The sequence below is a fragment of the Elusimicrobiota bacterium genome (assembly GCA_016721625.1).
Classification (GTDB): domain Bacteria; phylum Elusimicrobiota; class Elusimicrobia; order FEN-1173; family FEN-1173; genus JADKHR01.
Genome location: JADKHR010000001.1, coordinates 1,855,117 through 1,879,290, shown reverse-complemented (window position 1 = coordinate 1,879,290; position 24,174 = coordinate 1,855,117). Strand labels below are relative to the sequence as shown.

The 24,174-nt window shown below is 56.1% G+C and carries 26 protein-coding genes and 1 pseudogene; 1 reads left to right on the top strand and 26 read right to left on the bottom strand.

All coding sequences use genetic code 11. The features are described from left to right. Window positions 1-157: 157 nt before the first annotated feature. The 24 genes and pseudogenes from IPP35_08075 to IPP35_07960 all read right to left on the bottom strand — a co-directional run bounded on the left by IPP35_08075 (window position 158) and on the right by IPP35_07960 (window position 20,662). Entirely contained in the window at window positions 158-499 is a 342-nt protein-coding gene (locus IPP35_08075; protein ID MBL0059052.1) for a hypothetical protein, read from the bottom strand. Window positions 500-842: 343 nt separating this feature from the next. Then, on the bottom strand, window positions 843-989 hold the full coding sequence (locus IPP35_08070; GenBank protein MBL0059051.1) for a hypothetical protein: 147 nt from the start codon (window positions 987-989) through the stop codon (window positions 843-845). Window positions 990-1,006: 17 nt separating this feature from the next. Beyond that, window positions 1,007-1,546, bottom strand: coding sequence for a DUF4823 domain-containing protein (locus tag IPP35_08065; GenBank protein ID MBL0059050.1), 540 nt, complete (start codon window positions 1,544-1,546; stop codon window positions 1,007-1,009). Between the two features lie 44 nt (window positions 1,547-1,590). After that, window positions 1,591-2,616 (bottom strand): class I SAM-dependent methyltransferase, encoded by a 1,026-nt coding sequence (locus tag IPP35_08060; GenBank protein MBL0059049.1) that lies wholly within the window; start codon window positions 2,614-2,616, stop codon window positions 1,591-1,593. Window positions 2,617-2,688: 72 nt separating this feature from the next. Continuing rightward, window positions 2,689-3,075, bottom strand: coding sequence for a hypothetical protein (locus tag IPP35_08055; GenBank protein MBL0059048.1), 387 nt, complete (start codon window positions 3,073-3,075; stop codon window positions 2,689-2,691). Between the two features lie 10 nt (window positions 3,076-3,085). Then, window positions 3,086-4,378, bottom strand: coding sequence for a beta-ketoacyl-ACP synthase (locus IPP35_08050; GenBank protein ID MBL0059047.1), 1,293 nt, complete (start codon window positions 4,376-4,378; stop codon window positions 3,086-3,088). Beyond that, entirely contained in the window at window positions 4,375-5,100 is a 726-nt protein-coding gene (gene fabG, locus IPP35_08045) for a 3-oxoacyl-ACP reductase FabG (protein ID MBL0059046.1), read from the bottom strand. The genes IPP35_08050 and fabG overlap by 4 nt, the downstream gene beginning before the upstream one ends. Beyond that, on the bottom strand, window positions 5,097-5,561 hold the full coding sequence (locus IPP35_08040) for a hypothetical protein (GenBank protein ID MBL0059045.1): 465 nt from the start codon (window positions 5,559-5,561) through the stop codon (window positions 5,097-5,099). Before IPP35_08040 ends, fabG begins: the two co-directional genes overlap by 4 nt. Continuing rightward, window positions 5,543-6,121, bottom strand: a complete 579-nt coding sequence (locus tag IPP35_08035; GenBank protein ID MBL0059044.1) for a beta-ketoacyl synthase chain length factor — start codon at window positions 6,119-6,121, stop codon at window positions 5,543-5,545. The genes IPP35_08040 and IPP35_08035 overlap by 19 nt, the downstream gene beginning before the upstream one ends. Window positions 6,122-6,282: 161 nt before the next feature. Then, a pseudogene (locus IPP35_08030) lies at window positions 6,283-7,481 on the bottom strand (beta-ketoacyl-[acyl-carrier-protein] synthase family protein). After that, window positions 7,474-9,801 (bottom strand): MMPL family transporter, encoded by a 2,328-nt coding sequence (locus tag IPP35_08025; GenBank protein ID MBL0059043.1) that lies wholly within the window; start codon window positions 9,799-9,801, stop codon window positions 7,474-7,476. The pseudogene IPP35_08030 and the gene IPP35_08025 overlap by 8 nt, the downstream one beginning before the upstream one ends. Further along, a complete protein-coding gene (locus tag IPP35_08020; GenBank protein MBL0059042.1) occupies window positions 9,798-10,433 on the bottom strand; it encodes a hypothetical protein in 636 nt (211 codons plus the stop codon). The genes IPP35_08025 and IPP35_08020 overlap by 4 nt, the downstream gene beginning before the upstream one ends. 35 nt (window positions 10,434-10,468) lie before the next feature. Further along, entirely contained in the window at window positions 10,469-10,984 is a 516-nt protein-coding gene (locus IPP35_08015) for an acyl-CoA thioesterase (protein MBL0059041.1), read from the bottom strand. Next, window positions 10,981-12,495 (bottom strand): aromatic amino acid lyase, encoded by a 1,515-nt coding sequence (locus tag IPP35_08010; protein ID MBL0059040.1) that lies wholly within the window; start codon window positions 12,493-12,495, stop codon window positions 10,981-10,983. Before IPP35_08010 ends, IPP35_08015 begins: the two co-directional genes overlap by 4 nt. Next, entirely contained in the window at window positions 12,479-13,411 is a 933-nt protein-coding gene (locus tag IPP35_08005) for a lipid A biosynthesis acyltransferase (protein ID MBL0059039.1), read from the bottom strand. The genes IPP35_08010 and IPP35_08005 overlap by 17 nt, the downstream gene beginning before the upstream one ends. Beyond that, window positions 13,396-14,154, bottom strand: coding sequence for a glycosyltransferase family 2 protein (locus IPP35_08000; GenBank protein ID MBL0059038.1), 759 nt, complete (start codon window positions 14,152-14,154; stop codon window positions 13,396-13,398). The genes IPP35_08005 and IPP35_08000 overlap by 16 nt, the downstream gene beginning before the upstream one ends. After that, complete coding sequence (locus IPP35_07995; protein MBL0059037.1) at window positions 14,139-15,569, bottom strand: acyl-CoA synthetase; 1,431 nt, start codon at window positions 15,567-15,569, stop codon at window positions 14,139-14,141. The genes IPP35_08000 and IPP35_07995 overlap by 16 nt, the downstream gene beginning before the upstream one ends. Before the next feature lie 318 nt (window positions 15,570-15,887). Next, a complete protein-coding gene (locus tag IPP35_07990; GenBank protein MBL0059036.1) occupies window positions 15,888-16,490 on the bottom strand; it encodes a hypothetical protein in 603 nt (200 codons plus the stop codon). Beyond that, entirely contained in the window at window positions 16,487-17,035 is a 549-nt protein-coding gene (locus IPP35_07985) for a hypothetical protein (GenBank protein ID MBL0059035.1), read from the bottom strand. Before IPP35_07985 ends, IPP35_07990 begins: the two co-directional genes overlap by 4 nt. Next, window positions 17,028-17,801 (bottom strand): 1-acyl-sn-glycerol-3-phosphate acyltransferase, encoded by a 774-nt coding sequence (locus tag IPP35_07980; protein MBL0059034.1) that lies wholly within the window; start codon window positions 17,799-17,801, stop codon window positions 17,028-17,030. The genes IPP35_07985 and IPP35_07980 overlap by 8 nt, the downstream gene beginning before the upstream one ends. Before the next feature lie 103 nt (window positions 17,802-17,904). Beyond that, window positions 17,905-18,465 (bottom strand): DUF4410 domain-containing protein, encoded by a 561-nt coding sequence (locus IPP35_07975; GenBank protein MBL0059033.1) that lies wholly within the window; start codon window positions 18,463-18,465, stop codon window positions 17,905-17,907. Between the two features lie 179 nt (window positions 18,466-18,644). Then, window positions 18,645-18,893 (bottom strand): hypothetical protein, encoded by a 249-nt coding sequence (locus IPP35_07970; protein MBL0059032.1) that lies wholly within the window; start codon window positions 18,891-18,893, stop codon window positions 18,645-18,647. Between the two features lie 127 nt (window positions 18,894-19,020). Continuing rightward, on the bottom strand, window positions 19,021-19,713 hold the full coding sequence (locus IPP35_07965; GenBank protein ID MBL0059031.1) for an adenylate/guanylate cyclase domain-containing protein: 693 nt from the start codon (window positions 19,711-19,713) through the stop codon (window positions 19,021-19,023). A 13-nt stretch (window positions 19,714-19,726) separates the two neighbouring features. After that, a complete protein-coding gene (locus IPP35_07960) occupies window positions 19,727-20,662 on the bottom strand; it encodes a nucleotide-binding protein (protein ID MBL0059030.1) in 936 nt (311 codons plus the stop codon). A gap of 365 nt (window positions 20,663-21,027) precedes the next feature. Between IPP35_07960 and IPP35_07955 the strand changes: the two genes are divergently transcribed. After that, on the top strand, window positions 21,028-21,327 hold the full coding sequence (locus IPP35_07955; protein MBL0059029.1) for a hypothetical protein: 300 nt from the start codon (window positions 21,028-21,030) through the stop codon (window positions 21,325-21,327). Window positions 21,328-21,700: 373 nt separating this feature from the next. On the opposite strand, the gene IPP35_07950 is transcribed toward IPP35_07955, so the two are convergent. Together IPP35_07950 and IPP35_07945 are read right to left on the bottom strand one after the other, a co-directional pair. Then, a complete protein-coding gene (locus IPP35_07950) occupies window positions 21,701-22,963 on the bottom strand; it encodes a hypothetical protein (GenBank protein MBL0059028.1) in 1,263 nt (420 codons plus the stop codon). Window positions 22,964-23,200: 237 nt separating this feature from the next. Beyond that, complete coding sequence (locus IPP35_07945) at window positions 23,201-23,884, bottom strand: hypothetical protein (GenBank protein MBL0059027.1); 684 nt, start codon at window positions 23,882-23,884, stop codon at window positions 23,201-23,203. Window positions 23,885-24,174 lie beyond the last annotated feature (290 nt).

Here is a 24,174-nt window from a genome sequence, read left to right as displayed (position 1 = left end):
ATTTATCGAGGAATCACCGTCCGGTAGCTTCGCAGAGCCAAAGGGGAAGACCAGCCGCGTGTTCGTCAAAGTCCGATGTGAAAAAGAATCCTCCCTAGAGGAGGAAACGCGCACTGCCAAGGTCGCTCTGCGAGCCAACCAAGCGCGGTTAAAGGAATCATGAAAACACTTTCCTCAAAAAGGTGGGCGCCCGGTGGGGAAAGTGCCACCAGCGGATGACGTGTTCCCCTGCCAAGAGCGTTCCCACGAGAAGGTAAGAGAGAACGCCGTTATAGATCAGCCATTCGTCCATTGTGCCAAACAGCGCAATTCGCAAGGCCGCCAGGGCGTTCCCAGAAAAAAAGAAGCACCACACAATCGTGACCTTCCGACAATATCGAACCTCCGCATCGCTTAAATCAACCACTTGGAGACGTGCGAACCGTTCTATTATCGTTGGGGGATTCCACAAAGTCCGCCCGAATGAAAAAAGCAACGCGGCCGAAACGAACACAGGCATCAACTGCGCCCCTCTTTGGTCGTTGAAAATGATGCCCCACCCCAAAGGGATCAGGAGTGGGGCCATTCCGCCCAAAGCAGACAGAATCCGGCGCCCACCATTCGAGGGGAGAGTGGAAACGATTCGGGCGGAAAATAACGATAGGAGTAGGAAGGACAGGACTCGGGGACTCAAATTCTTCATGCCCTCGTAAACCAAGAATGGGAAGGCTATGATCAACAGTGCCGATGCCAACACCCGAAAAGCGGCCCGCCGCCCTGAATATTTTTCGTTCTCTCTCATATTAATGGTCGGACCTCTTGCAGCTAAAGGTGGCATTTCTTGATTTGATTTCCGGAGCCGCTCACGGATCATATAAACAACATGTTGAAAAGTGCGAATGGGGCCTTTTGATAATGCTCCTCCAACCCTCATATTGCGTGGACAACCCGCACCGCCTGGCAACGTTCAATATAAGAAAGGAAACGCCACTGTAGGTGAAGAGCGGCACGTCTTTCCCTTCAATACCTAATTTTGCGCATGACTCGCTTCATAGAGGGATGCAACAAATTCTTCAATTGGGATTTGAAGCAGGTCTTGAGGGTGATCACCACCAAAAGTTGCCAGTCCACTTTTTCCTTTGACAATTACCGAATCTAACGATTCTCCGGAATTAATATCGACAAGGTCGATTTTAACCTCAACACGATCCGGTTTCCCTGACCATTCCGTGCTACGGTCTTCCCAATGAAGGATCGTCGGAAAAACCAGATATTTGTGTCCTCCTTTTGTAGCGGAACGCATTGATTCCTCAAATGTCTCTCTTGTGTTCGCCTTTTGAACAGATCTACAGTGTTTAAGAAATGCTGAGCAAATAATTTGTGAAGCATTTCTACCGGAGCCCTCATATCTCCGGTTGCCATATGCCCCGTCATCGGGAATGGCAACAAATACGGAACCTTTTGGGTTGAGTGAAATTATTTCGACAGGACTGTTCCTTATAAATGAGTGGGTGTTGGCACAGGCGGTAAGAAACGATATGCATAAGATAAAAAACATATTCTTCATTTTCTTCCTCCAATATTTTCTGCGTTCGTCCCCTAATCCTGGCCTTATTTCTCAATACAGGTCAGGAGGGTGTGGCAGAGGCCGAGGTGTTCTTGGTCTTTGACGACTTTTAGGCCGGCGCGGTGGATCAGGGGTAGCATGTCGGAGGCGCGATACATGCGACTGTTTCCGTTAGCCATGGTGGTGAAATAGAGCGATATCATGAGGAGGCTCACGGCAGCCATTTCCTGGTCCTGGCGGTCCCAAAAGGGTTCCATAATGAATATCTCACCTCCCGGACGAAGGCATCGTTTCGCTTTTTTGAGGATGGAAACAATTTCTGTTTCCGAGAAACAGTCGAGGAATTGACTCATCCAGACAGCGTCGGCGCCTTTCGGGAATGGCGTTTTGGACAAAACGTCGATCGGGTGGGTGGAGATGCGGGTCTGGAACGGCTCCCCCTTTAAGAAAGATTTTGCCTTCGCCAATTGGCCGGGCAGGTCCAAGAGTGTTACACGGACGGAGGAATCGGTTTGACAAAGGAGCGAAGCGAACCGACCGGTGTTCCCCCCCACATCATAGACCATCGCCGGGTGGCGGGCCAAGACTTGCGTGGCCGCGTGGGAATAGGCCGCGTCGGAATAGAAGTGGTCAAAGGCAAACCAGCTTTTTTGGATGTGGGGATCCAGTTTTGAGAGGCCCTCGTAAATCGTGGGCCAAGGGCCGAGCGCTTTGAGCCCTTCCGGTTTTCCTCGCCGAACGGATTTTTCCAGCGAGGCGGCGCCGTGATAACAGACGTCCCGCATAAAATTCAAATTAACCCGGGTCATCCGGTCGTAGAGGAAACAAAGGCCGGTTTTCGTCAAGACAAAACGATTTCGACCGTTTAGAAAAAACACCCCGCACCCAAGACCAGCCTCCAACAAAACTCGCGCGCCGTATGGCGGCACGCGCCCCGCACGGGCCGCCTCCGCGATGGTGAGGCCTCGTTCGCCTTTGCTCTCCGCAACACTCAAGAGGCCCAGGCGTTGAAGCGCGTCCACAGCCTGAAAGGCCATCGGCCCCCAGGCGATGCGCTGGGCTTGCGCCAACGCATCCTGAGCCCGACCCGGTCGAGTCTGAAAAAACGCGAGGCGTCCGGCCATAGGAAGAGAGAAGGAAAGTTATTGGATGGGCGCCATTTCCATTTTGATGGATTTCTCCAGATTGTTTGCCCAAGTGTTGTAATGGGTATGGATTCGCTCTTCCCCGTTGGCATTCGTGTACCGCATCCCTTGGCTCTCCAAGTGTTTAATGGCCACGGTGTCTTTCGTGTAGGTGATTCGGACGATGGCGTAGTAAGCGTCCTTCTCTTGTTTGGCGTCAATCACGCCGTTATTGTCCGCGATCACTTTCCAATGGTAAATTTTTAGCGTTTTCAAAATGGCCGGACGCGCATCCACCTTCGCGGGCACATCCATACTCACATTGTGCACCAGCTGGCTTTTATACGCGCACCCCACGAACCCCCACAACAACGGCAACAACAATGCCACACGCATCCATTTCATTTAAGGCCTCCTATTTAATGTAAAAAAGTGCGGGCCACCGGGCACCGCGAGAAAGACAATTCCTTAAACCCCCTTCCCATTTCTTGAAGATCAAGGATGTGTTCACTCCGCCGAAGGCGAAATTGTTCGACATGGCCAGCGTCACCGGCATTTCCCGGATCGATCCCCGAATAAAATCAAGATTCCCGCACCGCTCGTCCGGTTCGGTCAAATTCAATGTGGGGCAGACCCAGCCTTCTTTCATCATTTGGATTGTGATCCAGGCTTCCAGGGCGCCGCAAGCGCCCAATGTGTGGCCCATGTAACCTTTCAGCGAACTAATGGGAACGGCTCGCCCAAACACCTGTTCCGTCGCCTGTCCTTCGGCGATGTCCCCGACTTCCGTGGCGGTCCCGTGGGCGTTGACGTATTGAATTTGATCCGGTTGCAGCCCGGCCGACGCCAAGGACATTCGCATCACGCGTTCCATTCCTTTGCGGCAAGGGTTGGTGATGTGTTCCCCGTCGCAATTGGTGGCGTATCCCACGACTTCGGAGTGAATGGGAACCCCCCGGGCCCGGGCATGGTCCAGTTCTTCCAAAATCAGGGTTCCCGCCCCCTCCCCCACCACCAGCCCGTCCCGGGTTTTATCAAACGGGCGGGGAGACCGGTCCGGGCGATCATTGGAGGTGGAAGTGGCGAACAGAACATCGAAGGTGATGGCGTCCGACACATGCAATTCTTCCGCGCCGCCGGAAATCATAATCAATTGGCGGCCATCCCGGATCGACTCGTAGCCATACCCGATCCCCTGGCTTCCGGAAGTGCAGGCGGAACAGGTGGTGACGATGCGGCCTTTGACGCCGAAAAAATGGCCCAGATTGGCCGCGCAAGTGTGGCTCATCATCTGGAGATAGGTATTGGGGGACAACCCTCTCACGCCGCGTTGCACATGAATTTTTTCAAAGTAGTCTTCCACCGCCACTGGGGACCCGGCGGTGGACCCGAAAGCAATACCGGTCGAACCATCGGTGAGGGCCGGGTGATCGAGAAGTTTTGCCTCCCGGAGCGCCAGTTCAGTCGCACGGGCGGACAGGAGAGCCACCCGGCCCATAGTCCGGATTTTTCGCCGTTCGAACGTGTCGGGCACGACGAAGTCGGTCACCGGGGCCCCCAGTCGCGTCTGAAGCCCCTCAATGGCGTCCCATTCGTCCATGCGCCGAACACCCCCCGTCAGAGAACGCAACCGCTCGCGAACAGACGGCCAGTCCTGCCCGAGAGGGCAAATGCCCGCCATCCCGGTGACGACTACGCGACGTGTCAAATTAAGCCGCCGTTAATGGAAATCACCTGGCCGGTGATATAGTCTGCTTCCGGTGAGAAAAGAAAGGCCACCAGGGCCGCCACTTCTTCCGGTTTCCCCATCCGCCGCATGGGCACCAACGCGAGCATTTCCTCCAGAGGGAGGTCCCGCGTGAGTTTTGATTCAATCAGGCCGGGAGCCACGCTGTTCACGGAGATACGGCGTTTTCCCAGTTCCTTGGATAGCGCTTTGACCGCACCGATAATGCCGGCCTCCGCCGCGCTGTAATTGACCTCGCCCCGGTTTCCCATAATTCCGGACACAGAAGACAGGGCCACCACGCGTCCGCCGTCACGGGTTTGAATCATTGGCATGATCAAGGGAGAGAGCACGTTGTAGAACCCCCCGAGATTGGTATCCAAAACCTGGTCCCAGTTTTCTGGCGTGAGGCCCGGAAAAGGCGCGTCGGCGGTGATTCCCGCGCAAGAAGCCACTCCCCAATAGGGGCCGTGTTGCGTCAAATCCTTCTCCAGGGCCCGGCGCGTTTCGGCGCGGCGGGAGACATCGAAAGACAAAAGGGCGGCTTCTTTTCCTTTTTTTTTGATGAGCGCACGGGTTTCTTCGGCGGCGGCGCGGCTGGTCCGGTAATGGACCGTGACTTGAAAACCGTGCTGGGCCAGGCGCACCGCCACCGCCCGGCCAATCCCTCCGCTGGCCCCTGTGACCAAGACCCGGCGCTTCAAGACCGTGCTCCGATGTCCTGGGGGGCGGGTTTGAACAAATTCAGTTGCGCGGTCGCCAATGGTTTCTCCTCTTTTCTCCTGCGAACAACCCCTTCAAATGAAAACAAGCGATCATCCCCCCAAACCCAGGTGACCTCGACGCGAAGTATTGTCCCCACGGCAAAGCCATCCGCGTCGAAAGCGCATCGACGAACGCCAATCAAAAATCCAATTTCCGGATCCCCGCCCTTTCGCCGTCCTATCATTCCTGAATGGGCCGCCACCGTTTGGGCCATTAGTTCGATGGACACCCACACCGGCCACCGCCCCTGGCAAACGAGGGGAGCGCCTTCCCGCGCCACCGCGTCGCAGACGGTATGCCGAGGTCCGTGGGCCACCACATCCCGTAAGAGGACCATGGCCCCGAGGTGCGGGACCACCTCCGCCGCCGATAGAGGCAGAGTCAACGGGCCCACGCCCATGTGCGCGCTCCAAATGAAAGTCGAAGGTCAGATGCCTCCGATCGGTGCCAAAAGAGAAAGTCCCCAACGGGCCAGCCTGAACCTGTTTGTTCTCCCCCTGGAACGATGGACAAAGAGATTCCCCGGTCTGCCGGCCCGGCCCGGGTGAGAAGCAGGGCGACCGCATGGGCTGGCTCCGGCGAACGCACCAGAGGACCAAAGGGCGTTGGCAACGCGTCTTCCGCGGTCACGAACAGCACGGGGGTTTCGTCCTCCATCAACTGCCCCACCGCCTCCAAGAACCCGCAACAAAATGTTTCTTCCCCCGCCGCGATGGCCCGGGAGGAATGCCGGTTGCCCGCTATCATACTGAAAAAACCGGTAAAGGCGTGATGCACCGAAACGCTGAAAGCCGTGGGAGACAGGGCGTCGCCTTGGTGGATGGATTTGAGAAGTCCGACGAGCACGCCGGTTTCCCCATGACGAGACCCAAAAACCAGCCGAACCTCCGACGGAGGGGTCCTGGCTTGGCCAAGGCATTCATAAGCCGCCGCCATCGCCAGTCGATCCAAAAGACTCATTCGGCGTCGGTGGAGTGGATCGACAAAGGGCAGTTTTCCAGGCCCGTCAGAAAAAAGAGCTCGGACATCTTGAGGCAAAGACGTCTCACACGTGGAGAGCGAGTCCCTTGGCGCGAGGGCCGACCAGCCCGCGACCTTGACCGTTGGGAGGGCACAGGTTGTCACAGGTCTCTTCCCACAATGACGGCGGCGTTGTTCCCCCCGAACGCGAAAGAATTACTAAGGAACCGCGCTTTCCCCCTCGGCGGGACAACCCATTCCCCCCGCCCCGCCACCCGCAAAGGCGGAAGATCCGGGTCTCTCTGGCCGTCCCACAAATGGGGCAAAAGGGGCACCCGTTTCCCTTGGCCGTGAGCGAGCGCCAACCAGCAAAGTCCGACTTCAATCGCCCCGGCCGCCCCCAGGGCATGGCCGTGAAACCCCTTGGTGGAACTGACGGGAATAGTTAAACCCAGGGTGGCCACGGCTTTGGCTTCCATGCGGTCGTTTTGAATCGTTCCGGTTCCATGCAGGTTGATGTATGTCAACTGCTCGGCCGACATCCCGGCATCGGCCAGGGCCGATTCCATGGCGATACGCGCTCCGTTCCCTTCCGGGTCGGGGGCGGAGAGATGATAGGCGTCGGAGGATTCCCCCACCCCGTGCAAAGCTATCCCGCCGCTTCCCCGTTCTAAAAGGAACACCGCGGCTCCTTCCCCAACATTAAGACCGTTGCGGTGGCGGCTCAAGGGATTCGCCGGGGAGCCCGAGAGAGAGGCGAGCGCCCCAAACCCCTGCACTGTCATTCGGCAAAGGCTGTCCGCTCCTCCCACTAAGACGGCGTCACAGGTTCCACTTTTTAAAAGCATTTTCGCCGAGGCGAACGCCTTGGCGCCGGAAGAACAGGCAGTCGAAATCGAAAATGCCGGTCCGGTCAGGCCGAGGAATTCCGCGACAAATTCCGCCACGCTTCCCATTTCATGCTGAGCATAGTTGAATTGTTCCGGTAACGTCCCCCGTCCAGCCAATGGGCGTAGGCCAATTCTGTTTCCGCGATGCCGGAGGTGCTGGACCCCATGACCACACCGATCCGGGAAGGGCCGTAGCGTGCGACGGCGGCGGTGGTCGCCGGTTCCATTTGTTTCAGGGCGGACAGGGTCAACTGGTTGTTGCGGCAACGGAAACGGGAAAGAGAGGCGGGAATTTCCGGGAGCGGTCCAGGGACCCGCCCAACCAGCACCCGTCGCCCCGGCCACAGGTCGGAATCTTCGACCAAAGCCGAGGTGCTTCCGTCCATCAACGTCGTCCAGACAACGTCTCCCTCCACTCCCAGGGAGCACACGAGGCCCATAGTCGAAAGGATTAGCCGTTCGTCAATCATGGGGGGGTTGGGAAAAAACGGTGGCGAACAAATAGGAACAGGTGATGCCGACCGCCACTGTTGCGCCCACCGCTTTTAATAGGGGCGCTTTCGAAAAGGCCAGCGCGGCAAATGAAATAATGGTGGTCGCGGCGGCAAGCGTTACGCCCCAGACCGCCCCGGAGGGGGCGAGCCTGGACCGTCGCATTTCTTCAAAAATGATGGAATAGTCGATGCCCATGGCCATCACCAATATCACACTCAACACATGAATAAAAGACACCGGGGTTCCGGTCCACCCAAGCACCCCCATGACCACGGCGGCGCTCAGGAGACAGGGCGCCGTGACCCGGATCCCACTTTTTAAGCCAAATCGCGCTGCGACAATCAGAAAGATGGCAATGTAGACGAAACATCCTAGGAACAAAGCCCGGTGACGATACCGTCCCAAAAGCTCCGAAAACCCGCCCAATTTATCAAAATAGGTTACACCGGGAAGATTCGCCACCTCGCGGCGTAAAGTGTTTTCGTCCTTCACCCCCCCCAGCAAGGCCATTGATCCCATCCCTTCGGGAAGATTTCCCAGCCAAAGGGTTTTGAGTCCTTGGGAAACCGGGGACGACTGCCACTTTTCCATGGGAAACGGGTCAGGAGCGGATTCGCGCGCATCTGCAAAAAAAGACTGAATGGCTTTTCGGGGGACCCCCCAGGATCGGAGAGACTGTCGGATCGTTTCTCCCTCGCGTGAGAGGAGGTCCGCCAGCCGTTTTCGTGTCTCCAGTCGTCGCTGGTCGCTGGGGAGAAAAGGCGCCAGGGTCAGAAACGATTTGAGCATTCCCTCCTGTTTCATTTGTCCGAGCCGGACCTCCAGATGTTCCTGGCGGGTCAGGATTTCTTCCTGCGAGGAGCCTTGGATAAACAAATAACGCCCGATATCCAGGTCTCCCCCCTGGGAACGAATTCGGTTTTCCTGGGCCAAGAGATCCGCGTCTTCCGAGCGGAGACGCCGCACGTCGTCATCGAAATGCACCCGGGCCACCCCGGCCAAGAGAACTCCCAGGAATCCGATCAAGGCCCACCGTCGGACGCCGCTTTTCCATCCCCAGGTCCGAATTGACTCCCAAAAACGAAGGAATCCATTCCCGCGTCGCGTCCTCTTGGGAATTGTCCAATGGGGGAACCAGAGAAACACCGATACCACTGTGGCGGCCAAGCCAACGCAGGAAAAAACAGCGATCTGCCGCAATCCGGGGAATCCCGAAAGGGCCAAGGCCGCGTATCCGATCACGCTCGTGAGACTTCCCATCAATATCCCGGGGCGCACCGCCGCCACCGTTTCCATAGGCCGTTCGCCGAGGGATGTAGCCTGGTGAGAAAAGTAATGCAAAGCGTAATCCACCGCCACTCCCAGGAGGCTCGACCCAAACGCCAAGGTCGCCGCGTGAACGCTCCCAAATACCCTCACCGAAACCGCGCAGGCCACCATCGTGCCGGCCCCCAAGGCCGCCACCGTCAGTAAGAAGGGCCGAAGGGATCGAAAAAACCAGGTGACCAAAAGAAGGATGCCCACTAAAGAAATGAGCGTAACCTGTTGAATGGTTTGTTGGAGACGTTGCCGCTCCGCGCGAGCGAACAGAGCGAGGCCGGCGACGTCCAGCCGGGTGTCGCCCCGTTTTCCGCTCCACTCCCGGCGAAGACTTTCAATAAGAGAAGCGATTCTTTCCTGGATGGGGGTGGTCATGGGGTTGCCAGCCAACTCCGCCTGGATGAGCCGTCGTGACTCAGGAGGCCCCGCCCCCCCGCCTTCTCCCATGGACCAAGCCCAGGATTTTATGAGACGTGGAAAAAAGAGGAGAGGATCCTTCCGGAGGAGAGGCGAAAGGGCGGGCCCCATGGGCCCGGCCAGAAGGGCCATTGTTCGGTTTAAGAGGACATGGGCTCCGTCCGGGTGATCCAACGCCAGCCGGTCCTCCGGAGACAGGAGTTCATATCTCCGGGGAAAATAGAAATCCGCAAACGCCCGCGCATTGTCCCTCCCCACCTTCGCAAAAACCTCCGAAAACAGACCGCTTTTCTGAAGACGGCCGACCAATTCATTCCCGGACTCTTCCAGGCTTTCCGGGTCTGGGTTCGAGATAAGGAAGGCTAGGGTCCGGCCAAACCGTTCCCCGGCGATTTCAGAGGCAGATTGAAGGAAAGGATCCCGTTCGCTTTCCGGGAAAAGGGCCAAAATATTTGTTTCGGCGAAAGGGCCCTTCCACAGGCGAACCCCGACGTCCAACCCGGCCAATAGGACGATGGCCAACCAAGCCCGCCCGGCCAAGACAGCCCATTGGTTCATGGCGTTGGGCGAGGCCCCGAATCCGGGGGCGAGGAGAAAAGGTTCCACTGGGCGGCCGTAGCTTCGGAAATGATTTTTTGGTCCGAAAACCTCATCGTTTCCTGACTTCCGCCTTTGAGGTACAGAGACAGGGAATCCAACAAAGGTCCCCGACCGAACATTTCGATACGAAGCAAATGTTTCGCCACCGGGTGTTTGGGGCGGGGCTCAAAAGAAAGTCGCCACTCTTCCAGCGATCCTTCCTGATGGGAAAGGAAAAGGTCCGTCCAGCGGTCAGCGTCGCCGGAGAGGAGCGCCAGGAGCGCGTCGGTCATGACGTGGGCTTCTGCAACCCCCCCTGTCTGGATCCGTCGCCAGGGGGCCGGTGGTTGCCGTTCCCACAATTCTCCCGGGAGGATCAAAAGCTCTTGCGCCAAGGGCCTATCCAATCGCTGGTAAATCCCCCGTCGGGGTGCCACCCGAATAAACCCCTCCTTGCGAAGCGGTTTTTCAAGCGGTGGGAGTATTTGGTCGCTGATAAACGACGCCTCGACCATTTCTACCGACCGAAGAGCCTCGGCCACCTGGCCGAGCAATGGCGCCGGGTCCTGGGGAGAACCACCGAATTCGGCGGCCGCAACACTTAAACCCATCGCGACAACCATCGCCGACCAACCCGGTCGCACCACTAGATTCTTTGACCTCGACGGCGTTTCAGACGAAGTTTTGGCGGATCCCCCCTTTGGGAAAGGGGGGTGCGGGGGGATTTGTTTATGGATTTCGGCAAAGTGCCTTCCTTCCACAAAGAAAGATGGTGAAGAAGAACGTCGGGCGTATTCAATACCAGGGTCCCCGTCTTAGCCCGCACGGCGGCCTGAACGGTGTGCCCCTTGGCCACGCGGCGTCCCCCGGGACCCGTGACGGTATACTCGATCTTGACCCGATGTTGAATGTCCGCGAAGCGAGCGTCTACCGCAAAGCGGTCCCCATATTGCAGGGGCGACAAATAGCGGCAATGAGCCTCAATGACCGGCCAAACGTATCCGGAGCGGGTCATCTCTTTGATATCAAAACCGACTTGCCGGAAGAGCGCCGTGCGGGCCAATTCAAAATAATTAAGATATCGCCCGTGCCAGACCACCCCCAGGGAATCCACATCGCAAAAAGGCACCTCGGAAACGAAACGGACCTTTCTCTCTCTCATGGCAACGCCCTTATCCAGGAAAGCAGAGAGTGAAGATCGTTGTCCAAGGGGCGGTCTTCCCTAAGAAAGGGAACCCTCCCACGCACAGCGTGAAGCGTGTCGTTGAGACTCCCCGGAATGGATCGACCGGACAATTTCGATCGCAACTCAATCCCTTGCGCCCCGGCCAGGAGAGACCCCACCGTCACCTGTTCTGTCAGTTCGACCACGCGCCGCGCGCTTCGGGCGGATATGGTCCCCAGGCTTACCTTGTCCTGGTTATGGCATTCCGTGGATCGGGAAAAGGACGCGGAGGGCATGGTCAATCCGAGCGCCTCCGCGGTCCAGGCCGAGCAGGAGATTTGGAGGGCCTTCAGCCCGTGATTGACAGGTAGCCGGGATTCGGTCGCGCCCGTGAGGTTGGCCGGGAGGCCGTGGTTTGTCCGCACATCCACCAGGAGAGCCACTTGGCGATCCAGCAGGTCGGCCACGCCGGCCACCGCCGATTTAAGGGCGTCCATGGCGAAGGCGATGTGCCCACCATAGAAGTGCCCCCCGTGAAGCACTTTCTTTTTTACTCCATCGATCAGAGGATTATCGCTTACGCCGTTCATCTCGCGTTCGATCCAGTGGCGGGACCAGTCCAGCGCGTCCTCCAAAACCCCGATGACATGGGGAGCGCACCGCACGGCATAGGGATCTTGTAGGCGGCCGTTGTGCGATAGCCCGCCCACCCCCCGCAACATCTTCCGGATACGAGCGGCCGCCCGGGTCTGACCGGGATGGTCCTTGAGCCGGAACAGGTCGGCATCAAAGGGGCCCGGGTTCCCCCCCAAGGCCGCCACAGTGAGCGCTGTCGCCTGGCAGGCCAAGTGGGCAATGTGGGTCGCGCGCAGGTACACCAGGATGGCGATCCCCGTCATGACGCTGGTCCCGTTCATGATCGCCAGACCCTCTTTGGGAAGCAGGGTCATGGGGAGAACGCCCAAATCCCGGAGCGCCCGTCGGGCCGGCACACGCCGTCCCCGCCACAGGACTTGCCTTTCCCCCATAAGGGCGGCGGCCAGGTAGGAAAGCGGCGTTAAATCCCCGCTGGCGCCCACCGAGCCTTCTTCCGGGATCAAGGGGAGCAGACGGCGGTTGATCATTAAGACCAATCGTTGGAGGAGAGACCAACGCACGCCGGAATACCCTTTGGCCAAGGACACCAGCCGGACGGTTAACACGGCCAACGTCGTTTCCTCATCAAGAATCGCCCCCAGCCCGCACCCGTGAAAGCGCGCCATTTGCCGAGGCAGTTCGAGGACGAGTTCCCGGGGAACGGGCCGATCAACGGAGGCGCCGAATCCGGTCGTCACCCCGTAGACGGGGGTTCCCTCTCGCCACAACCGCTCCAGATAGGCGGCCCCGGCCTCCACCAAACGGCGCGTGGGCCCTCGGGAGGGCAACGCCACGCGGGCCCGCCCACGCGCCACCTGCCGGACATCCTCGATCGTCCAGCGATGACCGCCGGCGTTAAGCGTTTTCTTCATTCCAGAAGTCATAGAAGTTAAACCATTCGTAGGGGTAAAGACGGCAATAATATTCGAGTCGCTCCGCGAAGTGGCGAACCACGCCCTGCAGGACCTGTTCTCTCTCACCCCGCGGAAGCGGGATGCGATCAATGATCCTTTCAACGTGGATGCTGTAACGGCGGGGCCCCGTGGAAACGGCGAGCGCCAAAAACACGGGGCACTCCAAAAGGGCCGCCAACAAAAATGGGGTGGAGGGAAAGATCGCCTTCCTCCCAAAGAAGGGAACCTCCATCCCCCGGCCACCGCCGCCCGCCGGCTCACGGTCTCCCAAAAGTCCCACGCATTCGCCCCGGGCCACCGCTTCCCGGAGTCGGAGGACCGTATCGGGACTGCCCGGCTCGTCTTCAATAAGGCCCACCTCCCGCGCGGGAGTCAGACGGCGAAAAAGTTCAGAAATCAACGGTGAATGCCCCCGATACATGACAACGTTTAGTTTCCATCCCCATCGGTTAATCAAAGCCCGCAGGGCATCGTGACTGCCCAGGTGCGCGCTTAAAAAAACCACGCCCTTTCCCTGTCGCCCGATCGCGGCCACATCTTCCGGGACGTGAATGTCGAAGTGATAGGCGTCCCAACGTCCTCGCCAAAAATCCAGACGGTCCAAGATCGCGGTGGCAAAGGAAAGCCCCTGGCGAAAAACATCACGAAACCCGGCCGGACGACCCAGGGCGCGGGTTAAGTAAGCCCTTGACCATCGCCGGACAGCTTTCCGCCGAAGCAGATAATAGAGAACGATGGGGCGCAACATTTCCCTCGCCACCCGATATCCCAACACCTGCCGCACCCAGGCCGTGATCCCCATGCCCCAACGGGACCCCGTCTCGGCCACGGCCAGCCACGCCGGACGATGGCCCGCTGTCACTTTTTCCGGCATTTTCGTATTAATAGCGATGGTCCGCGAAACAAGAGACCAAAAAAGAGCCGTGTGTTCATACGAGTAATGTCCCAGTTGTCGGCCCAGAGTCGGAAATGAGACACGCCGCCTACCGGGTAGCGGACACGGGTCGGAATGGACACGATGGGCACACCGCGCCACGACAAGCGCACCGCCGCCTCCGGATCGAAATCCATCCTGTTCCCCAAATGTTCGCTCCGCATCATATCCAGGATCGGGGTCAACGGATAACACCGGAACCCGACCAGGGGGTCTCGGATGGAGAAAGAAAGCGTCTCCAACCATACCCAAAGCTTGCACACCCACCGCCCATACAACCGGCCACGGGGAGCGTCCGGCCCGAACAGGGGATACCCCAAGACCAGCGCCTCCGGATGGAGGAGAGATGTCTCCACAAAGCGGGGCACATCGCCGGGGTCATGCTGGCCGTCCGCATCCATTTGCACCGCGTGGGTGTATCCGGCCTCCGCCGCCCGGCGCAACCCTTCTTTAACGGCCGCCCCTTTGCCCTGGTTCCGGGGAAGGGTCACAAGGACCACCCAGGGGAATCGCCCGGGGAGACCGGCCAGGAGGGACCGGGTCGCGTCGTCGCTTCCATCGTCCACCAGGAAACACGTCAAACCGGCCGGGGATAAACCGTCCAACACTCTGGCCAAGGCTTCCCCATGGTTGTAAACGGGGATAACAATGCAGTGTCGCGGACCGCTCACGAAAACCGGCAACGGCCTTCCGCGAAGAGAACGTTACCCTCCGCCAGGGAGAAAGAAAGCACCGGCCCCCCGGCCGTCTCTTTCCAATCCAGAGTGATGCGAAAAGTTTGGCCTGGTTCAAGAAACTGTTTAAATTTGAGACCCTCCACGGCCTTCAGCGGAGGGAGCTTCCCTTTCCACCGGGAGGCTTCGTCCATGACCCATTGCAGTTCCACCACTCCCGGAACCACGGGAAAACGCGGAAAATGGCCTTCAAAATACCCCAGTTCCTTGGGAACGCGACAGTTCACCTCGCGACGGGATCCGACGGTCGACGTCTTAAGTTTCAGGGGACCCGTGCAGGCGGGGTTATACGCGACGAGGAATAACCTTTCCACGGCCTCCTTCGATACCTTCCCCTGCGCGTCCATGGGGAGCCTATCCAAAAAACGAAAATACTTTGGCACCGCCGCGTCGTCCAATCGGCGACGCAGGGCCGATCGGAGCGTGGAAGAAAACCGTGAACGACCCTCTCGGGCCAAAGCGTTTCGTCCCGATGGAGAGAGACTGACCCCCGCGTTTAAAGCGCGGGGGGTGGCCCCTGGCTTGGCGCAGAGAGCGACGGCTCTGTCAATCCAGGGATGTTCCATGAGCCGTTTTTCGACTTCAGTCAAAGACACCCTCTTTTCCGCAATCTTGACGATTTGGTCGGCGCGGCCCTGATGGAGAAAACGCCCATCCGAGCCAACGGTGCCACGATCGCCTGTAAGACACACGCCTCCGCTCCAGGGGGAACTGACCTGAAGCAGTCCCGCAGGCGTTTCGTTCACCTGAACTCCCTCCAGGGGCGTCCAATGCGTGGAATCCTTCCGTCCGGGTTGCCTTCGCCAGCCGATTCCCCCCGTTTCTGTCGAACCAAACACCTCCGTCACCGAGGTTCCCAGGCGTTTGGTAGCTTGACGCGCCTCGAGGGGCGTCAAGGCCCCGCCGGAGGAGAAAACAGCGCGACAACCGGAGGCGGCGTCGGAACTCAGTGATTCCACCCGAGCCAAGTGAGCGGGGGAGGAGACCAATAACCATTTTTCAAAAACGGATTTGGCCTCCAGAACATCGTCCCAGAGCAAGGGCGTCTCCCCCAAAAATGGCCGGCCGGCGCAGAGAGGCCAAAGGATGCGAAAAAGAAGCCCGTAAATGTGGTGCGGGGACACCGTGGCGACAATGCCCGCTCCATGAAGCTCGTTTCCGAAAGTGGACTCCAGAACCGAGAGTTCCGCCTCCAAAACAGTCAATGGTTTAAAGACCCTTTTTCGGATTCCCGTGGAACCGGATGTCCTAAGTTCTACCCCCGTTTCCCGCCTGGTCCGGAAAGAGGCCGTGGGTCGGCGTGTCCCGCCTTTTAAGTCCTGGAGGATGACGGCGCCTGGGAACCGGCCTCGCGCGTCGGTCAAAATCCCCCGGATACCCTTTCCGAACATTCCTGGAGTCGCTCGGCTCGACGGTGAAAGAACAGGAAGGACTCCCCCCCGCCAAAGTCCGAGGAGACCCACGGCAAAGGAGACGGCTGAATCGCAAGCAAGCCCCCAACGCTTCCCTTGTTCGCGCCTGACGTGTCGGCACACAGCGTCGGCGCGACGCTCTAATTCCTTCCATAAAACCGGCTGCCCTTGATCGTAGGCCGCTACCGTTTCGGGACCATGTCCGACCGCCAGGAGGCGGTGTAGAGGGAGGAAGGTGCCCGAACGTCCCACGCTCTGGTCCGCCCCCTATTAAAACTTTCGGAAATAGGCGAGCTTTCCACCATCCCCGACAGGAGAAAATTCCATCACAAATCCCTTCTCTTTCCCTTCCCGACGCAATCGGTTGACTTTTGGCGAAGTGGCAATTCCCCAGGCTCCAAATCCAATTCCAATCCCTTCAAAAATGATGCTGGCGAGTAGTTTCATCCGCCCGTCGTCAAGTTTATCCTGCGCGGCATTCGTGCTTTCGGCATCGGCGCAAAGGATGTCGAATCCGTCTTTTGTGCATCCCGGCGTGTTCCCCGCGTCGTTAATATCTTTCAAGCCACTGATGGTGAATCCCACCCCCACAGCGATGCCGATGACGCCGCCCGTGATCAGGCCCGTCCGTTTGTTTTCCGCCGACTTTAAACGTTTTTCCCAATCCGCCTTTTCGGAGGAAGAGAGCAGGGGTTTCTTTTCGTCTTCTCCCATGGGAGTGTTGGTTATTGCCTCCGCGCGCCAATCTTTATAAAGATCAAGGGAAGGGGCCTTGGTTTTCTCAACGACAGTAAAAGACTGAACGGCGGAAGCGCTTTGCGAAAACAAGACGACGCCCATAAATAACGCTGTGATTGTTCGCCATTGGTTCATGATTTCACCTCATTTTTTAGGTTTTGATTTTTGAGACGGTCAGTCACAATATCCACCACATCCTGAAATGTTTTGATGGACCGCAAATCCGGCGCTTTCAACCGAAGCTTGGTCTCCATTTCCAACTTGACCACCAGATCAATGGCGTCAATGGAATCAAGCCCTAGGTCCTGATACAGCCGCGCCGTCGGCCGGATGGCATTCTTCTTGACTCCAAAGTCATTCACAAAAATGGACTCGATGCGTTGGGCGACGTCCTCTTTTGTGGGCATATTTATTGGCTTTTCCTTTTCTGGGCAACGAAGGCGGCCAGGGGAGGCCACCGAGGCGAAATGTTTTCGATACCCCTGGGTCCCCCCGTCCATTTGAATCTTGTATTTCTTTGAAAGGGCCATGGCCAGCTCCAGGGCGTCAATGGAATCAAGCCCTAACCCTTCCACAAAAAGCGGTTGATCGGTTTTGATATCTTTGGGTGTAGTGTCTTCCAGCGCCAGGGAACTGACGATGAGCTCCTTAATTTCCTGCTCAAGTTTTGTGTCAGGCATGCGTCAATTCACTCCTGAAGTAATCTTCCGCTTCCAACGATATCGCGCGGGCAGTGACGGCCGGGGATCGGCTTGGGTTCTGTTCCCTGGGAGTCCATATAGGATCCCCCATCCGGAGGGTCAACCGAAAGGGTTCGGAAGGAATATCATATATCGGTTGATGCCTCCGTCCGAGGGCGCGTGGCCGGCATTGTATCACGACGGGAACCACAGGACAACCGGCGCGCAGAGCTGCGTGGGCGAACCCCCGGTGAAAGGGGCCCAGTCCGTTCTCGGGAGAACGGGTTCCTTCCGGAAACCAAATGACGCGGCGGCCGGCCTGGAGACGTGTGACCGCTTCCTGAAGCGCTTCCTGTCCGTCCGCGTTTCGAATGTACCCTGCCGCCCAGAGGATGGGCGCGATCAGGGGATTATTCCCCAGTTCCTTTTTCACCACACAGTCTCCCTGGGGCATATGTGCCAAGAGGAACACAATATCAAGTAGCGTCGGATGGTTGGCGACCACCACCTGGGGGCCGGTTCGGGAGCCAAACCCGGTCGCTTTGTGGGGTTTCATCCCGCCCGACCATTCTAAAAGGTCGATGAAACATCGAAAGAAAATGTGGATGACCCGCTGGACTCGGTCTCTTCGATCATTGGCGGACCCCGGCCAAAGTGCCAGAACCGGAAACAGGGTCCACCCACTGATAATGGAGGATAAGCCGAACAAGCCAAACCCAAGCAGGTGGACCAAAATCAACCATCGTTTCCGCCAGCAAGCTTTCATAGGGTTTCCGATCCACTCCTGGGCCCACCCGCCGCATCATCCAATAAACCGATCCGCCCCCTTTGATCCTTTTCTGGGTCTTATGGCGAGAAACCTTTAGGGATTATTCTGCCAAAGGTCTCTTTGGGTATTGTTCTATCAAGCTTTTAATATTGCTCTTTAAAACGGCCTCCATGTTTCCCCCAAAAGCGCCAACGCTGAGATCGCTATCTCCAGTCACCTCAAACTTTTTTTCACCGGTACGGCTATCCGTGACCGTTAAACGAGAATCCACTCCTCCAGACCCGGCCCCGAACCCCACCCAATACCGCAACGCCTTGTTCCCATAGGTTACCTTTATGTCCAGCTTCACCAACAACACCCTGTCTTTCTCAGTCGGGGGAGTAAGCAAGAGCTGGTATCGGCTATTTTTAACATAGGATTCCATCTCACTTCGGGCATAAGTTTTCCATTCCTCGATTTTAGCAAGGAGATCTTTGTTGCCTTTGGCCGATTCTTCCTCAGAGTAGACCTTGACGTCCGTAATATAGACTTTGTCGTAAAGATGAAGATCAGAAGACCAGACTGCTTTTCGAACATGAACCTTTCCACACCCAGTGACAGTGAGAAAACCCCCGAGCATTCCAACAATTAATCCGATTCCAAGTATTTTACGTTGAATCATAAATAATATCTCCTCAGTTTGTTTAAGGCTTCCTGAACAAGGCATTTTCAACGCCAGCGTAACAAATTCGTAAGGGGGACGTCGCATCCCCGGCATACAATGTCCCACTACACACCCCCTTCCGTCATGCTGTCAAAGCGCTTTTGGTTCGCGCGGGGAGGCACCCCGAGAATGTCAACCTAATATAACTTCGCAAATTCTTTGTCCAATAGCTCCTGGTTCAACATCACACCTTGACGATAAATGTCGTCTTTGTCCATGGTTTCATCCAGCGAATAGAAGATGTGGCCGAGGAAGCGGCCGTTGATGTCCACCTTGGTGGTGCGGAGCATCACGAAGGGGACGCGGGCGAGCTGGTTTCGGACGTATTCGGCGGCTTCGCGGCCTTCGTCCGTGGAAATATCCGGACAGGAAAATGTTGGGGACATAATTGTCTTTTTGACTACCAGGCAAGCGTGCAATGGGCGCGAGCGAAAGTCAATAAAGAAACTCCGTCCCCTTTTTCCAAACGCTGAAGAAGAGCGCCGACGCTACCACCTTAATGGATGCTAAGATTTAAGGCTTCCACCACCAGTTTGAACGGTAAATCACGATCCCAAACTCCTGCCAAATTTGTTTCTCCCACATGGCCCGCCTGGGATTTCCACTGAATTTTGTTTCATCAGCCAATTTGTTGAATACCTGTTCCGTAATGAATGTGGGAAACCCAGCCTCATTAATGGAACACATTTTTGCGGCGAAATTCGCCGCGCGCCCCACCCATACGAGATCATTTGAATTGCGGATACCGGTTCTCACCACAAAGAGGTCGCTTGTATCAATGCCAATCTTTTGGCGGAGTATAAAAGAGGTGGTTGGGAACTTCGCCTTGATCGCATCATTAATTTTCCTAACGATGAAGTTAATTTTTAGGGCAGCCTTCGCCGCTGATGTATTCTTCTGGTCTCCGACAAAGACGCCCATCACCCGATCGCCATCAAAAGCGGTGATCTCCCCTCCATTCGCACGGATAATCCGGCAGGCGCCTACCAGATACGACTTGTAAATCTCGGCCGCAAACCAGGGTTTATAACCGTTCACTAATTCTGTTGAGTCACTCATGTCTGCATACAACACAGTCCCTGCCAGCGTTATGGCATCATTCCCCAATTGGATATCAGATGCCTCAGGCACCTTTCTACCTTCCCTGATTGCCCACTTGCTACTTAAGATCTCGTCCACTTCTTTCAAAATATCACCGGTATTCATATAGGCTCCTTTATCATATGGGGCCAAATTTCCGAATGAGAGCTTTCAGTTTCCTTAATACAGGCTGTAGGTTCCGGGCCATACTCCTGCCCCTCCGCAATTCATACGTCAAACGCGAGAGGCCTAAAATGTCCGTTGGAAGCTTCAAGTTCGTTTCCTTCGGAGTAACAATGTACGTCCGCTCTCGGCCCAACGAGCCCATGAATAGTCCTGTTTCAAAAATTACATTGTCGCGCGGCGCACCCAGAGAAACCCCACGGCTTCTAGTGACATCATCAGGGGTGAATACGAGAACGGAAAAATCCGTCTCACGTGCTGTCCGCATCAAATCCTCAATTGTTGTCTTTGATGCTTCAAACACACCATTCGTCCACAGGTGCACCACAATAGGGCATCGTTGCAGATATTTGCTAATGGTCTGGGCGACGGGGAGGCCCTTCCCAGACGACGACCCAATGAAAACAACAGGTTCGTTCCGCGGCGGAGTATGGAACTTGTTCCTCTCTCTTAACCGCTTGGCAACAACCACAGCCAGTTGCCTCCACACACCGGGATATTTATTTGCAATCCGTGAAAATTTTTTCTCAGAAACCCTCGCAACGACGGTCTGTTCAATTGTCTTGACAGTTGCGCTTCGAGTTGCGGTTATATCGATAAGCGCCATCTCCCCAACATGCTCATCGGCTTTTCGAATTCCAACCTGACGACCATTCACAAGAACTTCCACCGAACCACTGAGGACAAAATAAATTTCATTGTCCTGCCCGCCCTGTGTCATGATCTCATTCCCTGGAGAAAGGGATTGGAGATTGGCGCACATGGCGATTTCTCTCGCCGCTTTGATTTCTCCCGATAGGAGAACTTGCCTTCGGAAGGCTTCAGCCCTACGGAGAACGCCGCCCCTACCCTTAAACCGTCGAAGTATCGCAAGATTGCTTTTTATTGGCATATTTCGAGAAGGCCCAGTCTACCGACTAATCCAGAAAAGCGGACGTTGCATTTGTCGCATTAATTGGTTGTCCTCCGCCCTGCCGCATCTGACCGAACTGATGGGAGACACCTATGGCGTTGGCGGTGCAACTACCGAGCTGGCCTTGATCATAAACGGGCGGACACTGGGGGCGGAGGTCAACCTTCTTCGGCAATTTGATCGGCGGGGCGGCGAAAAGGAAGTCGCGTTGGTCGGGTAAATCCGGGAGCCAGCCGTATCGTTTGATCTTGCGCATGGGGCCTCTGTTTTGTCTTGGGAGATGCGGGGATTCTATCGCACGAGCCGGGCACGGTCAAGCGGGGATTTTGTAGGGTTCGCGCATTATGGGACAGAAGATCGCGGTGGCCATTATTCACGGCGTGGGGAATACTCCGGCGGACTTCGCCGACGGGATGATCGCGGACATTCGGCGACGGTTTGCCAACGCGGGCGCGGCGAACGAGGATCTTGTTTTGAAACCGGTTTACTGGTCGCCCGTGGTGCAGGGTATGGAGGACGAACTTTCCCGCCGGGTGAGACTGGGCGGGCCTTTGGGTTACGGTGCGCTCCGGGATTTCATGGTCAGCTTCGCTGGGGACGCCATTGCCTACCAACCCGCGACGCGGCCATTGGGGACGTCCTGATAAATATATAACTATTCCGTTGCGATGGCTCTCCAAACAGCCTCATTCTATTTGGCCCAGGCCTCTCCGCAACGATACAGTTGGCTCACCGCCAGCTGACTGATTCAAAGGTAATCCACTATTTCAACCATTGTCTTCCCCAGCGCCGTCACCCCTATATTCGCCAGCAACAACCGGCCACGCACCCCCTCCGCCGTGCTTTTCCCAGGGCTCCGAAACTTCTCCATCGGAACTCCCACCTAGGCCGCCACGCGATTGCCCACCACATCAATCGTTATCCCTGAAGCCCCTGTCGGGGACATAGGTCTTTCCCCCCGAACCAACGCCACCTTTACAAAATCCCCCTCCCCCTACGCTCTCGCGTCAAAGAGGTTTAAGAATTTTCCCCTTTACTAGGAGCCATATCTTTGGGTAGTTGGAACCACCCGGCCCTCTCTTTATGGACTTTCCTTTTTATTATCAAACAGTCAGGTTCCTCCGATAAATGCAATGAGGGGTCATGAGGGGCATCCTGAATAGCATCCACCAGAGAATGGATCCTCTTTGCCACTTCCTTTCCATTTTCCTTTTTATTTATCAGTGAATTCCCAAGAACGTTTCTCCAATCCTTTATCAAATATTTGTCATACAGAGAGTCAACCAAGGGACATAAGCCTTTAGGGGGAATCGGAGCGAATGACATCACTCCCTTTTCCTTTTCATTATCAGGTAACTTCATGAAATAGGAATTAACTGCGCCCAGATCTCTTTTTAGATCGAGCCCCCAGACAAACGACTGATCGTCCCTCAAAAACAATGGGGCACACCTTTGATGCAAACGATCTGAAGAAACGAACATCATTGCAAAAGGCAGGTAGAACAAATAACCGATATCCATCCTATTTGATGGCCTATCTACAGATATCTGACTGGCGGCGAGAGAAATTAGGAAAAAAAGGTCTACCATTAAAACATAGGCCGCATAGGGAGCAAACTGGCTTATTGGTGGACTACCACCCGACTCCCATCTCTGAAATATTCTTGTAGCCAAATCCTGTTCCAGCTTTTGAAAGAAAATGATCAGTTTCATACACGTAAGTTTATTGGCGGGGTCTTCGATAAAGAGACGAGCCAAATCGCACGATTCTTTCAAAGACCTGCAGCTCTTCGCTTCAATCTGTAATTTTTTGATCAAAGGGAGCAGGCTCTTTAGTTCGAGATTCGCCATTTGCTCACGCCAAACCCTTGCAAAGGTCCTTTCCACTTCCAAAAAGTTGCCGTCCTGCCAACGGCTGAATGCAGTTGCCTCCGGAAAATGTTCAAACATGGTAACTGCTTTCGCATCTACTCGACCAACTTTTCCCCCCGCCACATAAATGCTCCCACTCATTGATATGGCGTGTCCCATCAAATCATTGATGACCAAAGAGCGGTGATGAATATTTGGGGCCCCATGCATTTCAGGGAATTTATCGGAAATTATCCGAACTTCGTTCTCAGGGGTTCTCCCCCCACCAGGCTCTTTCTCCAAATCCGCAAGCGTTTCGACATAGAAAATAGGGCATATGTTAGCCAGGAAGAGGTGATCAAACCACATTGCCTCCGAGGCGTTCAATGATTGCAGAAATGATTTGTCGAACAGCGAAATCGGGCGCACTGACAAATACGCTCCTTTTTAGAATTCCTGAAAAAGCACCTCAGGCAAGAGAAATAGACTTTGCCATTGGGGAGGCCCATAAAACTTAATATATCCTCGCAAATCCTTTGTCCAATAGCTCTTGGTTTAGCATCACACCTTCACGGTAAATGTCGTCTTTGTCCATCGTCTCATCCAGCGAATAGAAGATGTGGCCGAGGAATCGGCCGTTGATGTCCACCTTGGTGGTGCGGAGCATCACGAAGGGGACGCGGGACAGTTGGGTGCGGACGTATTCGGCGGCTTCGCGGCCTTCCTCCGTGGTGATCTCCGGGCAGTCGATTCCCGCCAGGCGGATCCGTTCCTTCTTTTGATCTCGAAGCCACAATCCACATCGAGGACCAAAGTATCGCCATCAACGACGTCCAACACTATCGCCTTGAAAACGTATGTTGCGCCGATTGGGCGGGGGAGTTGCTTCGCCTTTTTTCCCTTCTTTCCTTCTCCGTATCTGTCACCCTGAACGGCCCTCAGTAGCTGGTCCCGGGTCCAATCGTTTTTTTCCGCTTGGACCGTGTAATATTCCCGCTCTTTGGGATCTTTGATCGTCAGTAGGACCCGGTAGTGAGCCCAGGCAAGGACTTCGGTCTCCGGGACGGTCTTGTATGTCTCGTGGAACTGGACACACCGGTAGAGGGTGGTCATATCGGTTTTGATGTCCTTGGCCAGCCGTTGCATGACCGACCTTGCATAGCCCGCATTTTCCGTCAGTTGTTCCTGCTCGATCCTTCCCCCCATTTCCCAATAGGCTCGAAGAGCCTCCTTCACAATTGCTCGTTTGGCTCTGGTTTTCCCTGTTTCCCAGATGGTGCGAAGGTCATTGATAAGGCGCTCATACTCGTTGGAGTCAATGGATTTGCCGACGACTGGGACGTTTTTCATTGGCGGGGCTGATTCCTCTTTCAATATTGCTTTTTTGACGGCACCGTAAGTTTATGAAATTGAGGACCGATCCGGAGGACCAAGAATGGCATTCGAACAACTGCCGAAAGCACCACAAACCCGCCACGTTCCACGTGTCGGGCTTTGTGGGCAGACAAGCATCGTCAAAAGCGTGCGCGCGCCAGGACGAGGAGGCCGAGGGCCAACCCTTAAGACTTGGTAGGTTTCCCGAGCCCCGGAGCGGAGGGCGGACCCCTCGCCAGTGGGCAGTGGCCCCGCGCCACACAGAC

Bases quoted from the DNA above. Each gene is read 5' to 3' on its own strand.
- IPP35_08075 (MBL0059052.1), bottom strand. From the start codon at position 499: ATGCCTGTGTTCGTTTCGGCCGCGTTGCTTTTTTCATTCGGGCGGACT.
- IPP35_08065 (MBL0059050.1), bottom strand. From the start codon at position 1,546: ATGAAGAATATGTTTTTTATCTTATGCATATCGTTTCTTACCGCCTGT.
- IPP35_08055 (MBL0059048.1), bottom strand. From the start codon at position 3,075: ATGAAATGGATGCGTGTGGCATTGTTGTTGCCGTTGTTGTGGGGGTTC.
- IPP35_08040 (MBL0059045.1), bottom strand. From the start codon at position 5,561: ATGGGCGTGGGCCCGTTGACTCTGCCTCTATCGGCGGCGGAGGTGGTC.
- IPP35_08035 (MBL0059044.1), bottom strand. From the start codon at position 6,121: ATGAGTCTTTTGGATCGACTGGCGATGGCGGCGGCTTATGAATGCCTT.
- IPP35_08025 (MBL0059043.1), bottom strand. From the start codon at position 9,801: ATGAACCAATGGGCTGTCTTGGCCGGGCGGGCTTGGTTGGCCATCGTC.
- IPP35_08020 (MBL0059042.1), bottom strand. From the start codon at position 10,433: ATGGGTTTAAGTGTTGCGGCCGCCGAATTCGGTGGTTCTCCCCAGGAC.
- IPP35_08015 (MBL0059041.1), bottom strand. From the start codon at position 10,984: ATGAGAGAGAGAAAGGTCCGTTTCGTTTCCGAGGTGCCTTTTTGCGAT.
- IPP35_08010 (MBL0059040.1), bottom strand. From the start codon at position 12,495: ATGAAGAAAACGCTTAACGCCGGCGGTCATCGCTGGACGATCGAGGAT.
- IPP35_08005 (MBL0059039.1), bottom strand. From the start codon at position 13,411: ATGCCGGAAAAAGTGACAGCGGGCCATCGTCCGGCGTGGCTGGCCGTG.
- IPP35_07990 (MBL0059036.1), bottom strand. From the start codon at position 16,490: ATGAACCAATGGCGAACAATCACAGCGTTATTTATGGGCGTCGTCTTG.
- IPP35_07985 (MBL0059035.1), bottom strand. From the start codon at position 17,035: ATGCCTGACACAAAACTTGAGCAGGAAATTAAGGAGCTCATCGTCAGT.
- IPP35_07980 (MBL0059034.1), bottom strand. From the start codon at position 17,801: ATGAAAGCTTGCTGGCGGAAACGATGGTTGATTTTGGTCCACCTGCTT.
- IPP35_07975 (MBL0059033.1), bottom strand. From the start codon at position 18,465: ATGATTCAACGTAAAATACTTGGAATCGGATTAATTGTTGGAATGCTC.
- IPP35_07970 (MBL0059032.1), bottom strand. From the start codon at position 18,893: ATGTCCCCAACATTTTCCTGTCCGGATATTTCCACGGACGAAGGCCGC.
- IPP35_07965 (MBL0059031.1), bottom strand. From the start codon at position 19,713: ATGAATACCGGTGATATTTTGAAAGAAGTGGACGAGATCTTAAGTAGC.
- IPP35_07960 (MBL0059030.1), bottom strand. From the start codon at position 20,662: ATGCCAATAAAAAGCAATCTTGCGATACTTCGACGGTTTAAGGGTAGG.
- IPP35_07955 (MBL0059029.1), top strand. From the start codon at position 21,028: ATGGGACAGAAGATCGCGGTGGCCATTATTCACGGCGTGGGGAATACT.
- IPP35_07945 (MBL0059027.1), bottom strand. From the start codon at position 23,884: ATGAAAAACGTCCCAGTCGTCGGCAAATCCATTGACTCCAACGAGTAT.